The sequence below is a fragment of the Amycolatopsis jejuensis genome, from assembly GCF_000717335.1.
In the GTDB taxonomy this organism is placed as follows: Bacteria; Actinomycetota; Actinomycetes; order Mycobacteriales; family Pseudonocardiaceae; genus Amycolatopsis; species Amycolatopsis jejuensis.
In genome coordinates, this window is the sequence record NZ_JNYZ01000006.1 from 248,458 (window position 1) to 264,848 (window position 16,391).

Annotated in this window: 2 protein-coding genes; both read left to right on the plus strand. The window is 72.7% G+C overall.

Translation table 11 applies throughout. The features are described from left to right. The first annotated feature begins 1 nt into the window (after position 1). Positions 2–10,906: a type I polyketide synthase gene (locus OO71_RS46250; RefSeq protein ID WP_051791386.1), complete on the plus strand. Its 10,905-nt coding sequence runs from the start codon at positions 2–4 to the stop codon at positions 10,904–10,906. A gap of 12 nt (positions 10,907–10,918) precedes the next feature. Further along, entirely contained in the window at positions 10,919–16,369 is a 5,451-nt protein-coding gene (locus tag OO71_RS47240) for a type I polyketide synthase (protein WP_084144832.1), read from the plus strand. The last annotated feature ends 22 nt before the right edge of the window (positions 16,370–16,391 follow it).

A 16,391-nucleotide genomic window follows, 5' to 3' on the forward strand; every position in this document is an offset into this window, starting at 1 on the left:
AGTGGAAGAGCAGCAGGACAAGATCGTCGGCTATCTGCGCCGCGTGACCGCTGATCTTCGCGGTGCGCGGGAACGGGTCCACGAACTCGAGGCACGCGCCCGCGAGCCGATCGCCATCGTCGGGATGGGCTGCCGGTACCCGGGCGGGATCGGTTCGCCGGAGGACCTGTGGCGGGTCGCGGCCGACGGGACCGACACGATCTCCGGGTTCCCGGTGAACCGCGGCTGGGACCTCGACAACCTGTACGATCCGGATCCCACGCAGCCCGGCACCTCGTACACCCGCTTCGGCGGATTCCTGCACGGCGCAGGGGAATTCGACCCGGAGTTCTTCGGCATCTCGCCGCGCGAGGCGCTGGCGATGGACGCGCAGCAGCGGCTGCTGCTGGAGGTCTCCTGGGAGGCGGTCGAGCGCGCCGGGATCGACCCGATGTCCTTGCGGGGCAGCCGGACCGGAGTGTTCGCCGGGGTGATGTACAGCGACTACGCCACTGTGCTCAAGGGCGTGGAGTTCGACGGCTTCCGGAGCAACGGCAGCGCGCCGAGCATCGCTTCCGGCCGGGTGGCCTACACCCTGGGTCTCGAAGGCCCGGTCGTCACCGTGGACACAGCCTGCTCGTCGTCGCTGGTGACGATGCACCTGGCCGCCAAGGCGCTGCGCGGCGGGGAGTGCTCGCTGGCGCTCGCGGGCGGGGTCGCGGTGATGGCGACACCGGAGGTGTTCGTCGAGTTCTCGCGGCAGGGCGGGCTCGCCGCCGACGGCCGGTGCAAGTCCTTCTCCGCCGGTGCCGACGGGGTGGGCTGGTCCGAAGGCGTCGGAATCCTGGTACTGGAACGGCTTTCCGACGCACAGCGCCACGGACATCCGGTACTCGCCGTACTGCGGGGCAGCGCGGTGAACTCCGACGGCGCGTCGAACGGGCTGACCGCGCCGAACGGGCCGTCCCAGCAGCGCGTCATCCGGGCCGCGCTGGCCGACGCCGGGCTGTCCGCCGGCGAGGTCGAGGTGGTCGAGGCCCACGGCACCGGGACCCGGCTCGGCGATCCGATCGAGGCACAGGCGCTGCTTGCGACGTACGGGCAGGATCGGGAACGGCCGTTGCTGCTGGGTTCGCTGAAGTCGAACCTCGGGCACACCCAGGCCGCTGCCGGGGTGGCCGGGGTGATCAAGATGGTGCTGGCGATGCGCGAAGGCGTCGTGCCGGAAACCTTGCATGCGGGTACGCCGTCCGCGCAGGTCGACTGGACCGAAGGCGCGGTCGAGCTCGTGACCGAGCCGGTCGCCTGGCCTGCGGTGGATCACCCGCGCCGGGCCGGGGTTTCGTCGTTCGGGGTCAGCGGCACCAACGCGCACGTGATCGTGGAGCAAGGCCCGGCGGCCGAGCTCCCGGCGCCGGCCGCTTCGCCGGAGGTCGTGCCCTTGCTGGTGTCCGGCCGGTCGGCCGCCGCGCTGGACGCCCAGCTCGCCCGGCTGGAGTCCGTTGTGGACAGTGAGCCGGACCTTCTTCCGCTGGACATCGGCTACTCGCTGGCCACGGGCCGTTCGACCTTCGAGCACCGGGTGGTCCTGCTCGGCGGCGAGGTCGTCCGCGGGGTGGCCGCGGAGCGTTCGCTCGCGATGATGTTCCCCGGACAGGGCAGCCAGCGGGCCGGGATGGGCCGGGAGCTCTCCTCGTGGTCCGGCGTGTTCGCCGAAGCCCTCGACGAGATCCTCGCGGAATTCGACGGCCTGCTCGACCGGCCGCTGCGCGAGGTCATGTGGGGCGACGACCAGGATGCGCTCACCCGGACCGGTTTCGCCCAGCCGGCGTTGTTCGCGATCGAGGTGGCGCTGTTCCGGCTGGCGTGGTCGTGGGGGATCGAACCCGGCTGTGTCGCGGGTCATTCGATCGGCGAGGTCGCCGCCGCGCACGTGGCCGGGGTGTTCTCGGTGCGGGACGCCTGCCTGCTGGTGGCGGCGAGGGCGCGCCTGATGGAAGCGGCGGCGGGCGGCGCGATGGTGGCCCTGCCGGCGAGCGAGGACGAGGTCGTTCCGCTGCTCGGCGAAGACGTTTCCCTCGCGGCGATCAACGGCCCGGCGGCGGTGGTGATCTCCGGTACCGCCGAAGCGACCGGCCGGGTCGCGGCAGTCTTCGAGGCGCAGGGCCGCAAAGGCAAACGGCTCGCCGTGTCGCATGCGTTCCATTCGCCGCTGATGGACCCGATGCTGGCCGATTTCGCTGACGCCATCGCCGGTCTGTCGTTCGCGGAACCGCGGATCGCGGTGGTGTCAACCGTGACTGGCAAGGTGGCCGGTCCCGGGGAGCTGTCCTCGCCGGACTACTGGGTGCGCCAGGTGCGGGAACCCGTGCGGTTCGCCGACGGAGTGCGGACGTTGCGTGCCGCGGGGGTCAACGGGTTCGTGGAGGCCGGGCCCGGCGGTGCTCTGTCGGCGATGACGCTCGACATCTTGGCCGACGACCCCGAGATTGTCGCAGTTCCGTTGCTGCGCAAGGACCGCCCCGAAGGTGACGCGGTGCTCTCGGCGTTCGCCCGGCTGCACGTCGCCGGTGCCGAGGTGGACTGGTCGCCGTTCTTCGCCGGTACCGGTGCGCGCCGGGTCGACTTGCCGACGTACGCCTTCCAGCACCAGCATCTCTGGCCGCAAGCACCCGCGGAAGCGGGCGACGTGACAGCGGCCGGGCTGGTCGCCGCTGGGCATCCGCTGCTGTCCGCGGGTGTTTCGCTGGCGGGCAGCGAGGGTGAGCTGTTCACCGGCAGGCTGTCCGTGGCGGCGCACCCCTGGCTTGCCGATCACGCCGTCGGCGGCACGGTGCTGTTTCCCGGCACCGGATTCCTCGAGCTGGCCATCCGCGCGGGAGACCAAGCCGGCGGTGACTGCGTCGAAGAGCTGACCCTGGCCGCCCCCCTGGTACTCGGGCCGCAGGACGCGGTCGTACTCCAGGTCACCGTCGGCGGTCCCGACGAGTCGGGACGGCGCGAGGTCGGCATTCACACGCGCCCGGCCGCCGAGGTGGCCGCGCCGTGGACCCGGCATGCGACCGGAGTCGTGGTCGCGAGGCAGCAGACCGCGACCGGTGGCGCCGAGGTCTGGCCGCCCGAGGACGCGTCCGCGGTCGACCTGGAGGGCTTCTACGAGGACGCCGAGGAACGGGGGTTCGCCTACGGCCCGGTGTTCCGGGGACTGCGGGCGGCGTGGCGCCGGGGCGACGAGGTTTTCGCCGAGATCGAGCTGCCCGGAGAGGCCGGCGACCGGTTCGCGATGCACCCGGCGCTGCTCGACGCGGCATTGCACGCGGCGGCCCTCACGGGACTCGGCAGCGCGGACGAGCAGCTGCTTCCCTTTTCCTGGAACGGTGTCTCGCTGCATGCCGAGGGCGCCGGGCACCTCCGCGTCCGGCTGCGCAAGATCGGCGAGGACACGATCACGCTGACCGCCGCCGACGTCGAGGGTGCGCCGGTCATCACCGTGGACTCGCTGGTGCTGCGCGCGGCTTCCCCCGATTCCACCGCCGTCACCGGCGCCCCGGACTCGCTTTCCCGGGTCGGCTGGGTCCGGTCCGCGGCAGATCCCGGGGAGGCACCGGCGACCGTGGCGGTGCTCGGACCGGATGAACTCGGGGTGGCCGCGACGCTCGGCGCCCCCGTCGCACTGGAACTGACCGAGCTGACCGAGGTACCCGGTGCCGTTCTCATGCCGGTCACCGGTGCTCACCCCGGCCCCGCGGACGTCCACGCGGTGACCGGCCGGGTGCTGCGGATCCTGCAGCAGTGGCTGGCCGGGGACCGGTTCGCCGATTCGCGGCTGGTGGTTGTCACCCGCGGCGCCGTCTCGGCGGACGGGGAGGATGCGCCGGACCTCACGGCTGCCGCGGTGTGCGGCCTCGTCCGCTCGGCGCAGGCCGAGAATCCGGGGCGGTTCCTGCTGATCGACCTCGACCCGGACAGCAGTGCCGCCGACGCAGCGATTCTGCCGGGCCTGATCACGTCCGGCGAACCGCAGCTCGTGGTCCGGGACGGGCAGGTGCGGCACGCCCGGCTGGCCCCGCTTGTCACCGGTCCCGCGCTGGTCCCGCCGTCCGGTGCCGTGCCGTGGCACCTCGTGACCAGCCGCCGCGGCAGCCTGGACGGCCTCGAGCTGAAGCAGGCTCCGCGCGCCGCCGGACCGTTGACCGGCCGCGAGGTCCGGATGCGGGTGCGCGCGGCGGGGCTCAATTTCCGGGATGTCCTCAGTGCGCTCGGGATGTATCCGGGGGAACCGGGCCCGCTCGGTGCCGAAGCCATGGGCACGGTCGCCGAGATCGGCCCCGAGGTGACGGACCTGCGGCCGGGCGACCGGGTCATGGGCATGGTCGCCGGCGGAATCGGCCTGGCCGCGGTCGCCGACGAACGCATGCTGACGGTGGTCCCGGACGGCTGGACCGACGAGACCGCGGCATCGGTGCCGCTGGTGTTCCTGACCGCGTACTACGCGCTGGTGGACCTGGCCGGCCTGCGGGCGGGAGAGTCGATCCTGATCCATGCCGGGACCGGCGGAGTCGGCATGGCCGCGATCCAGCTGGCGAAGCACCTCGGTGCCGAAGTCTTCGCCACCGCAAGCGAAAGCAAGCAGGACACCTTGCGCGGGATGGGGATCCCCGATGACCACATCGCCTCCTCGCGGACCACCGGGTTCGAGGCTGCCGTCCGCGCCGCCGGACCGGACCGGGGTATCGACGTCGTCCTGAACGCATTGACCGGCGAGCTCCTCGACGCGTCGGTCCGCCTGCTCGCGCCCGGCGGCCGGTTCGTGGAGATGGGCAAGACCGACCTCCGTGACGCCGCCGAGCTGCCCGGCATCACGTACCGGGCGTTCGATGTGGCCGACGCCGGACCGGATCGCACCCGGGAGATGCTGCGTGCGCTGGCCGGTCTGTTCGAGCGCGGGGTGCTGACGCCGCTGCCGGTCACGACCTGGGACGTCCGGCGGGCACGGGACGCCTTCCGGTACCTGAGCCAGGCCAAGCACGTCGGCAAGATCGTGCTGACGATGCCGCGCGCCTGGGACCCCGAAGGCACCGTGCTCGTCACCGGTGGCACCGGCGGGCTGGGCCGCCTGCTCGCCCGGCACCTGGTCACCGAGCGCAGCGTCCGGCACTTGCTGCTGGCCAGCCGCCGCGGCCTGGATTCGCCGGGCGCGCCGGAACTGCGGGACGAGCTGGTGTCCCAAGGCGCCGAGGTCACGATCGCCGCTTGCGACACCTCCGACGGCGGCGCCGTCACCGAGTTGCTGGCGGGAGTCCCCGTGCAGCATCCGCTGACCGCGGTCGTCCACACCGCGGGCGTGCTCGACGACGGGCTCGTCGAGTCGCTGACTCCGGAGCGGCTGGACGCCGTGCTGCAGCCGAAGGTCGATGCCGCCTGGCACCTGCACGAAGCGACGCGCGGTCTCCCGCTCGCGGCGTTCGTCCTGTTCTCGTCGATCGCCGGGGTGCTGGGCAGCCCGGGACAGGGCAACTACGCTGCCGCGAACACGTATCTGGATGCCCTTGCCCGGCAACGGAAACGCGACGGACTGCCCGCGACGTCGATCGCTTGGGGGCCGTGGGCGCAAAGCAGCGGCATGACCGGTGGGCTGACCGGCCTCGACCTGCGCCGCATGGACAATGCGGGGCTGCCGCCGGTGACTGCGGCGCAAGGCCTTGCCCTGTTCGACGCGGCGCTCGCGGCCGACGAGGCGCTCGTCGTGGCCTCGCGGATCAACGTGCCTGCCTTGCGGGCCAGCCGCGAACTCCAGCCGCTGCTACGCGGGTTGGCCGGTGGCGTCCGCCGCACCGCCGCGAAATCCGCAGCCGTACCGGCTTCGACGTTCGCGGCAGAGCTCACCGACCGCCCATCGGCCGAACGGCACCGCTTCGTGCTGGACCTCGTACGGGACGAAGCTGCCGCGGTCCTCGGGCATTCGTCGCCCGGATCGATCGATGTCCGGCACGAGTTCCGGCAGCACGGCTTCGACTCGCTGACCGCCGTCGAACTGCGCAACCGGCTGGCCGGGATCACCGGCCTGCGGCTGCCGTCGACCCTGGTGTTCGACTACCCGACCCCGGTGCAGCTGGCCGGGCTCCTGCTCGGCGAGGTCGTCGGCACGGACCCGGCCGAGCCGCACCCGGAAGCCGCCGCGCCGGGTGGTGCCGCCGAAGATCCCGTGGTCATCGTGGGGATGAGCTGCCGTTTCCCGGGCGGGGTCGAATCGCCGGAAGACCTCTGGCAGCTCGTCGATTCCGGCACCGACGCCATCTCCGGGTTCCCGGCCGACCGGGGCTGGGACCTCGCAGTGCTCGCCGGAGGCGGTCCGGGCGGCAGCGAAACCCGCGAAGGCGGATTCCTCGACGACGTCGCCGGTTTCGACGCCGAGTTCTTCGGGATCGCCCCGCGCGAGGCGCTGGCGATGGACCCGCAGCAGCGCCTGCTGCTGGAAACCACCTGGCAGGCGCTCGAGAACGCGGGCATTGCGGCGCACACCGCGAAAGGCAGCCCCGCGGGAGTGTTCATCGGAGCCAGCCACACCCATTACAGCGAGACGCTCGGCGGTGCCGCCGGTGAACTGGAAGGCCTCATTCTCACCGGCAACACCTCCAGCGTGATGTCCGGCCGCCTGTCGTACACGCTTGGCCTCGAAGGCCCTTCGGTCACTGTCGACACCGCGTGCTCGTCTTCGCTGGTGGCGCTGCACTTGGCCGTCCGTTCGCTGCGCAGCGGTGAGTGCGCGCTGGCGCTTGCCGGTGGCGTGACGGTGATGCCGACCCCGGACAGCTTCCGCGAGTTCGCTCGCGCGGGCGGCTTGTCGCCGGACGGGCGGTGCCGCGCGTTCTCCGACGACGCCGACGGCACCGGCTGGGCCGAAGGGGCCGGAATGCTGGTGCTGGAACGGCTTTCGGAGGCCCGGCGCCGTGGGCACGACGTGCTGGCCGTGGTCCGCGGCACCGCGATGAACTCCGACGGCGCCTCGAACGGGCTGACGGCCCCCAACGGTCCTTCGCAGCAGCGGGTGATCCGGGCGGCGCTGGCCGACGCCGGGCTGTCCGCGGCGGAGGTCGATCTGGTCGAGGCGCACGGCACCGGGACGAAACTCGGCGACCCGATCGAAGCGCAAGCGCTGCTCGCCACCTACGGCCAGGACCGGGACCGCCCGCTGAAGCTGGGCTCGCTCAAGTCGAACCTCGGCCACGCACAGGCGGCGGCCGGCGTCGGCGGGGTGATCAAGACAGTGCTGGCGCTGCGCGAGGGCGTGATGCCGAAGACGTTGCATGCAGACCGGCCGAGCTCGCACATCGACTGGACCGCGGGCGCGGTGGAACTGCTGACGGAGAAAGCGAGGTGGCCGGGGCTGGACCGTCCCCGCCGTGCGGCGGTGTCGTCGTTCGGCATCAGCGGCACCAACGCGCACGTGATCCTCGAACAGGCGCCGGTACCCGCCGAGCCGGCCCCGCGGGCCGCGACCGCCGGGGTACTGCCTTGGGTGCTCTCGGCAGCGTCCGAGCCCGCCTTACGCGCACAGGCCGCACGATTGCGGTCCATTGTGGACGGTGCGCCGGAGGTTGCCCCGATCGACGTCGGCTGGTCACTCGCGACGACCCGCTCGCCGCTGGCGCATCGGGCGGCGGTGCTCGGCGAAACCCGGCAGGAGTTCCTCGACGGCCTGGCCGCGCTCGCGGACGGCGGGCCGTCGGGGTCCGTCGTGCTGGGCCGGGCGGGCAGCGAGGCCGGGCCGGTGTTCGTCTTCCCCGGACAGGGTTCGCAGTGGTGGGGGATGGGCCGTGAGCTCCTGGCCGCCTCGCCGGTGTTCCGCGAGACCGTGCAATCCTGTGCCGGCGCACTCGCGCCGTTCGTGGACTGGCCGGTGCACGACGTCGTCGCCGGGATCGGCGACCCCGAGATCCTGGACCGGGTCGACGTCGTCCAGCCCGCGCTCTTCACGGTCATGGCCGGGCTGGCCGCGGTGTGGCGCTCGCACGGCATCGAACCCGCCGCCGTGATGGGGCATTCGCAGGGCGAGATCGCCGCGGCGTATGTGGCCGGCGCACTCTCGCTCGACGACGCCGCCCGCGTGGTGGCGTTGCGCAGCCGGGCATTGCTGGACCTGTCCGGCCTCGGCGGGATGGTCTCGATCGCGGCTTCCGCCGAGCGGGTGGCCGAACTGCTCGCGCCGTGGGGCGACGCTGTGTCGCTCGCCGCGGTCAACGGACCGTCGTCGGTGGCTGTGTCGGGGACGCCCGCCGCACTGGACGCGCTGATCGCGGAATGCACGCGCCAGGACGTGCGCACTCGCCGCATCGCAGTGGACTACGCCTCGCACGGCCCGCAGATCGAGGCCGTCCGGGAGCAACTGCTGTGCGTCCTCGCCCCGGTCCGGCCGCTGCCCTCGAGCGTGCCGTTCTACTCCACGGTGTCCGGCACGAGGCTCGATACGTCCGAGCTCGGCGCCGAATACTGGTACACAAACCTCCGGCAGCCGGTGCAGCTCGACCGGGCCACCCGCACGCTGATGGCCGCCGGGCACCGGGTGTTCGTCGAAACCAGCCCCCATCCCGTGCTGCTGAGCGGGCTTCAGGAAACCATCGAGGGCGAGGACGCGGGTGCGGTACTGGGCTCGCTGCGCCGGGAAGACGGGGGCACCCGCCGGTTCCTGACCTCACTTGCCGAGGCCCACGTCCACGGCGTACCGGTGGACTGGACCACGGTGTTCGCCGAGGGCGAGCCGCGGACGGTCGCGTTGCCGCCGTACGCCTTCCAGCACCGCCGGTTCTGGGTGGACCAGGCGCCGGCCGCACCGGCGGGAACCGCGCCCGACTCGGCGTTCTGGGACCTGGTCCGCAGCGGTGACGTGCAATCGCTGGCGGGGGAGCTCTCGCTGGACGGCGAATGCGCCGCACTCGAAACGGTGCTTCCGGCGATGTCGGCATGGCATGCCCGGTCGCAGCAGCGTTCGACGGTCGATGGCTGGCGCTACCGCATCCAGTGGTCCCCGGTAACCGTTTCCGGTGCCCGGCTGAGCGGGACCTGGCTGCTCGCCGAATCCCCCGCAATGCACCTCGGTGACCAGCTGGCTGTGGCACTCGCCGCGGCCGGTGCCACCGTCGTTCGCCAGGTGATCAGCGCGGACGGCCGGGAACTCGTTGCCGGGCAAGTGAAATCCGCGCTTGACGGGGTCACCCCGGCGGGGATCGTTTCGCTGCTCGGTCTCGCCGACGACCGGCCTCCCGCCGCGGCCGATGTTCCCCGTGGCCTGGCCGGCACGGTCGAGCTGGTGCAGGCACTCGGGGACCTGGGCGTCGAAGCGCCGCTGTGGTGCGTGACGCGGGGAGCGGTCGCCACCGGTCCGGGCGAGGTGCGGCCGGTCCAGTCCGCGTTGTGGGGCTTCGGCCGGGTCGCCGCCCTCGAACACCCGTCGCGCTGGGGCGGGATGATCGATCTGCCCGAGGTGTTCGACGACCGTGCGGCGGCCCGGTTCGCCGGGGTGCTGTCCGGAGCGGGCAACGAAGACCAGGTGGCGATCCGGCCGGCGGGCGTGTTCGGCCGCCGCCTGGTGCACGCCCCGGCCACGGACCGCCATGGCGCCGCGCGCCGTTCGCGCGGGACCGTGCTGATCACCGGCGGAACCGGCGGTCTGGGTGCCCGGGTGGCCCGCTGGGTTGCCGGGAACGGTGCCGAGAACATCGTGCTGGCCGGTCGTCGCGGAGACAACGCGCCGGGAGCCGGTGAGCTCCGTACCGAACTGGAGAACGCAGGCGCGCGCGTGACCGTGGAAGCCTGCGACGTCGGCGACCGCGAGGCGATCGCCGGGCTGCTGTCCAGGATCCCGGCGGAGTTCCCGCTGACCGCGGTGTTCCACGCAGCGGGCGTGCCCGACGACGACGCGATCGTGGACCTGACCCCGGCCGCGCTCGCCACGGTGCTCCGGGCGAAGATGGCGGGCGCAGCCAACCTCCACGAGCTCACGACCGGTCTCGAAACGTTCGTGCTGTTCTCGTCGGGCGCCGCGATCTGGGGAAGTGGCGGGCAGCCGGGTTACGCGGCGGCGAACGCCTATCTCGACGGTCTTGCCGAACTGCGGGCGGGGCAAGGACTTCCGGCGACCTCGGTGTCATGGGGCTCGTGGGCAGGGATCGGGATGACGGCCGGAACCGGTGCGCAGGAACGGTTTCGGCGGGCCGGGGTCGGCGCGATGGACCCGGACCTGGCGATCACTGCACTCTCGCAGGCGATCGAGGCCGGTGAAACGACACTGACGGTCGCGGAGATCGACTGGACCCGGTTCCTCCCGCAGTTCACCGCGCTGCGGCCGAGCCCGCTGCTGTCCGCGCTGCCCGAGGCCGCCGTTGCACCGGCCGCGGACACTGCTGGAGAACCTGCTCTCAAACGGCGGCTGCTCGGCCTGCCTGCCGCCGAACGCGGCCGCGCGCTGCTGGAGGTCGTCCGCGCGGAGGCGGCGGTGGCGCTAGGGCACTCGTCGCCCGCGACCGTCCCCGCGGACGACGCGTTCCGCGACCTCGGGCTCAACTCGGTGGTGGCGGTGGCCTTGCGCAACCGGCTCGCCGGATTGACCGGGCTGGCGCTGCCCGGCGCGCTCGTCTTCGACTATCCGACCACCCGCGCCCTGAGCACCCACCTGCTCGCCGAGCTCTTCCCGGACGGCGCCGCGGAGCCGCCCGAGAACGGGGAAGCCGGGGAGGCCGGGGTGCGGCGGGCGCTGGCCGCCATCCCGGTCAGCCGGCTGCGGCAAGCGGGGCTGCTGGACCTTCTGCTCAGCCTGTCCGGCTCGTCCGGCGGGGAGGACAGCGACGGAGACCCCGCGCCCGGCGGCTCGATCGACGACCTGGACGCCGAAGGCCTGCTGCGGCTTGCCGCCGAGAGCACGACGAACTGACGCTGGAGTGGACTGATGACGGACGAGCCCTTTGTCGGGGCGCTGCGGAAGGCGCTCAAAGAGGTCGAGCGGCTGCGCCGGCAGAACGAACAGCTGGTCGCCGCCTCGGTGGAACCGATGGCCATCGTCGGGATCGGGTGCCGTTTCCCGGGCGGGGTGACGTCCCCCGAGGCGCTCTGGAGCCTGGTCGGGCAAGGCCGGGACGCCGTCGGGCCCTTTCCCGCCGACCGCGGCTGGGATCTCGGCGCGCTCGCCGGCGATGGCCGGGACCGTAGCGGGACGGGCGAGGGCGGTTTCCTCGACCGCGTCGCGGACTTCGACGCCGGGTTCTTCGGGATCTCGCCCCGCGAGGCCGCGGCGATGGACCCGCAGCAGCGGGTGCTGCTCGAGACGACCTGGGAAGCGCTCGAACACGCCGGGATCGACCCGCAGCCGTTGCGCGGCAGCCGGACCGGCGTGTTCATCGGGACCGTCGGCCAGGACTACGGCGGGCTCGTGGCGGCGGCGGGTGCGGAAACGGATGCCCACGCGGCCACCGGTCTGCTCGCGAGTGTGCTCTCCGGCCGGATCTCGTACTCGTTCGGCTTCGAGGGACCGTCACTCACCATCGACACCGGCTGTTCGTCCTCTCTGGTCTCGCTGCAGCTGGCGGCGCAGGCACTGCGCAACGGGGAATGCTCGCTCGCGCTGGCCGGCGGGGTGACCGTGATGGCGACCCCGTCCGCGTTCGTCGAGTTCACCCGCCAGGGCGGGCTGGCGGCGGACGGGCGGTGCAAGTCCTTCGCGGACGCGGCCGACGGCACCGGCTGGGCCGAAGGAGCCGGTGTGCTGGTGGTGGAGCGGCTTTCCGACGCGCAGCGCAACGGGCACGAGGTGCTGGCGGTGCTGCGCGGCGGCGCGGTCAACTCCGACGGCGCGTCGAACGGCCTGACCGCGCCGAACGGCCTTTCCCAGCAACGGGTGCTCACCGCCGCGCTCGCCGCCGCCGGGCTCACGCCGTCCGACCTCGACGCCGTCGAGGGCCACGGCACCGGGACCACGCTCGGGGACCCGATCGAAGCACAGGCGCTGGTCTCGGTGTACGGACCCGGCCGCGACCCGGACCGTCCATTGTGGATCGGCTCGGTCAAGTCGAACCTCGCGCACACCCAGGGGGCGGCCGGGGTGGCCGGCGTGATCAAGATGATCATGGCGATCCGGCACGGGACCCTGCCGCCCTCGCTGCACGTGGACGCGCCGAGCACCCATGTGCAGTGGTCCGGCGGCGGGGTATCCGTGCTGACCGAACGGATGGCGTGGCCGGAAACCGGCCGTCCGCGCCGGGCCGGGGTCTCGTCGTTCGGCATCAGCGGCACCAACGCGCACGTGATCCTGGAGCAGGCACCCCCGGCGGCCGACGCCGGGCCTGCCGCCGGTGCGGAAGACGTCCTGCCCTGGCTGCTGTCCGGTCGCACCGAGCGTGCCTTGCGGGCGCAAGCACGGTCTCTTCTCGTCCATCTCGCCGAAGCGCCGGAAGAGCCGCCCGCCGACACCGCGTTCTCGCTGGCCACGACCCGAGCGTCGCTCGATCGCCGGGCCGTCGTCGTCGGTACCGGCCGCGAAGAGCTGGTCGGCGGAGTGCGGGCGCTCGCCGAAGGGGACCCCGCGCCGGGCCTCGTCGCCGGTTCCGCGGCCCGCGCTCGCGGTGCGGTACTGGTCTTCCCCGGCCAAGGTTCGCAGTGGGCGGGCATGGGTGCCGGACTCCTCACCGCGTCACCGGTGTTCGCCGCCCGGATCGCGGAGTGCGAGGACGCCCTGCGCCCGTTTGTCGACTGGTCGCTGACCGCGGTGCTGCAGGGTGCCGAGGACGCGGCCGACCTCGATCGGGTCGACGTGGCGCAGCCCGCGCTCTGGGCGATGATGGTCTCGCTGGCTGCGGTCTGGCGTGCCCACGGGGTCGAGCCCGCAGCGGTCATCGGGCACTCGCAGGGGGAGATCGCCGCCGCCTGTGTCGCGGGTGGACTGTCCCTTTCGGACGGTGCACGGGTGGTGGCCGTCCGCAGCCAGGTCATCGCCCGGACGCTGTCCGGGCACGGGGGCATGGTTTCGGTGACCGCGAGCGAGAAAGACGTGCTGGCGCGCCTGAAGCGCTGGGACGGGAAGGTGTCGGTCGCCGCGGTCAACGGACCGTCCACTGTGGTCGTTTCCGGTGCGGCCGACGCGCTCGGCGAACTGGTCGAGTCCTGTGCGGCCGACGGCGTCCGGGCCAAGCGGATCGCGGTCGACTACGCCTCGCACTCGGCGCAGGTCGATACCTTGCACGACGAACTGGCCGCGGCGCTCGCCCCGATCGAGCCGCGCAGCTGCGAGGTGCCGTTCTTTTCCACTGTCACCGGAGAATGGATCGACACTGCCGAACTCGGTGCGGCGTATTGGTTCACCAACCTCCGCAGCACCGTCCGGTTGGAGGCCGCCGTGCGTTCCCTGCTCGGCAGCGGGCACGACGTATTCCTCGAAGCCTCCCCTCACCCGGTGCTGGCGGCGGGCCTGCAGGAGACGATCGACGAGGCCGACGCGGTGGTGCTCGGCACGTTGCGGCGCAACGACGGCGGCCGTGCCCGGCTGCTGACCGCACTGGCCGAGGCACATGTCCACGGCGTGCCGGTCGACTGGCGCGACCTCGTTTCCGGGGGAAGGCGCGGCCGCCTGCCGACGTACGCCTTCCAGCGCGAACGGCACTGGCTCGAACCGCGGCCGGGCGCGGCGAATGCGGCGGACCTCGGCCTGGAGCCGGTGGACCATCCGATGCTGGGTGCCGTGCTGGTCCGGCCCGGCACCGGCGGAGTCGTGCTCACCGGCCGGATCGGGCCGGACTCGCACCCGTGGCTCGGGGAGCACGTCGTGCTGGGCTCGGTCGTCGTCCCGGACACCGCGTTCGTCGAGTGGGCGGTGCGGGCAGGCGACGAGATCGGCTGCGGTGTGCTGGACGAACTGATCGTGCAACGGCCACTGGTCCTCGACGGGCGCGTCGAGGTGCAGGTCGTCGCCGGGCCCCCGGACTCCGTCGAGGTGTATTCCCGGACCGGAGGCGGCGCACCGTGGATCCGCCATGCCACGGCGAGGATGTCGGCTGCTGCGGCGGGTCCGGCGGAGTCGTCGCCATGGCCGCCCGAAGGTGCACATGCAGTCGATGTCGACGAGTTCCTCGATGCGGCCGGGCATGTGGCCGGTCCGGCGTTCCGGAACGTGGTCGCGGTATGGCGGCACGGCGAAGACCTGTTCGTACAGACCGAGCTTCCCGAAGAACTCCATCCGGCGGCGGCGCGGTTCGCGGTGCACCCGGCGCTTCTCCAGACCGCGCTGTCCGCCGCGCTCGCGACGCCGGGCGAGCTCGCGCTGCCGTCGAGCTGGCACGGGGTCCAGGTGCACGCCACGGGAGCGACTGCGCTGCGGCTGCACCTCTCGCCGGACGGCGGGGGTGGCGTATCCCTGACCGCCGACGACCTCACCGGTTCCCGGGTGCTGACTGCGGAATCGGTCCGGCGGGGAACGATCTCCGCCGATCTGCTCGCGCCCTCCGCGCCCGCGCACCGCGACTCGCTGTTCCGGCTCCACTGGGTACCGGCGCCGACGGGATCGGCGGTGCCGCCCGGCCGCTGGGCGGTGGCCGGGAGCGGACCTGTGGTGTCTGCAGTGGAACGCGGCGGGGTAATGGTGGTGACGGCGCCGGGCCTGGACAAGCTCGGTGCGGCAGGGGAGCCGGTACCGGATCTGGTCGTGCTGCCGGTCGCTTCGGAGACTACCGGCGATCTCGCTGCGGCGGCTCATCCGGCGGTCCGCGACGTACTGGCCGCGGTGCAGACTTTCCTGCGCGAGCGCCGGTTCGACGACTCCCACCTGGTGGTGCTGACCCGCCAGGCGGTGGCCACCACGCCGGACGAGAACGTCGAGGGCCTCGCCGACGCGGGGGTCTGGGGCCTGGTGCGCTCTGCCCAGTCCGAGAACCCCGGCCGGATCACTCTCGCCGACATCGATGAAGAACACAGCTCGGCGAAGGCGTTCGTCACCGCGATCGCCCATGCCGTCGCGGCCGATGAACCGCAGCTCGCTCTTCGGTGCGGCACTGCCACCGTGCCCCGGCTCGCCCGCGTAGAACCGGACGGACCGGCGGGATGGCAGCTCGACCCCACCGGTTCCGGGACCGTGCTCGTCACCGGCGGCACCGGCACGCTCGGCTCGCTCGTCTGCCGCCATCTCGCCGGGAAGCTCGGGGTCCGGCGGCTGCTGGTGATCAGCAGGCGGGGCCCGGCCGCCGACGGGGCCGACGTGCTTCGCGACGAACTCGCCGGTCTCGGGGCAACGGCGGACATCGTCTCCTGCGACGCGGCGAACCGCGACGACTTGGCTGCAGTGCTGGCCGGAGTTCCGGCCGAGCACCCGCTGAGCGCCGTCGTCCATCTGGCCGCGGTGCTCGACGATGGCGTGTTCGACGCGCTGACCGGCGACCGCGTCGACCGGGTACTCGAACCGAAAGTCGACGCCGCGCTCAACCTCCACGAGCTCACCCGCGATCAGGACCTGTCGGCGTTCGTGCTCTTCTCGTCGTTCTCCGGGGTTTCCGGCGCGGCCGGGCAGGCAGCCTACGCCGCAGCTAACACCTTCCTCGACGCGCTGGCCCAGCACCGCCGGGCCGCCAGGTTGCCTGCCACCTCGCTGGCTTGGGGCTTCTGGGAACAGCGCAGCGAACTGACCGGCCGGCTCGAAGCGACCGACCTCGCCCGGTTCCGCCGCGAAGGCATCCTGGCGATGACGGCCGAGCAGGGCCTCGGACTGTTCGATCTGGCGTCCACTGTGGACGAATCACTCGTCGTCACGGCGCCGCTGGAGCTGCGGCCGGTGTCCCAGGGGCCGGTCCCGCCGCTGCTGCGCGGGCTCGTGCGGGCACCGGCGCGGCGGACCGGGGACCGCGAAACCGGCCGTCCGGCGGGACTGAGCCTGGTCGGCCGCAGCGTGGCGGAGCAGGAGAACCTGGTGCTCGGGCTGGTGAACCGGCACGTGGCCGCGGTGCTCGGGCACGGCTCTGCGGACGAGGTCGAGGCCGAACGCGGGTTCCTCGAACTCGGGATGACGTCGCTGACCGCGGTCGAGCTGCGGAACCGGCTGGCCGCCGACCTCGGCATCCGGCTGCCGATCACCCTGATCTTCGACCATCCGGCGCCGATCGCGCTGGCCCGGCACCTCCGGGCGGAACTCGGCGCGGACGCCGGGCCGGGCCCGCTGCTGACCGAGCTCGAAAGGCTCGAAGCGGCTGTTTCGGGCGCCGAACCGGACGCCGCCACCCGAGCGCTCCTGGCCAAGAGACTGTCCGCGCTGCAGTGGCGGCTGGCCGACGGCGAGCCGGGCACCGGCACTTCCGACGGGCTCGCCGAGGCGAGCGACGACGAGATGTTCGCGTTCATCGACCAGGAGCTCGGGCGCAGCTGAGCGTCCCTCACCCGGAGGCAGT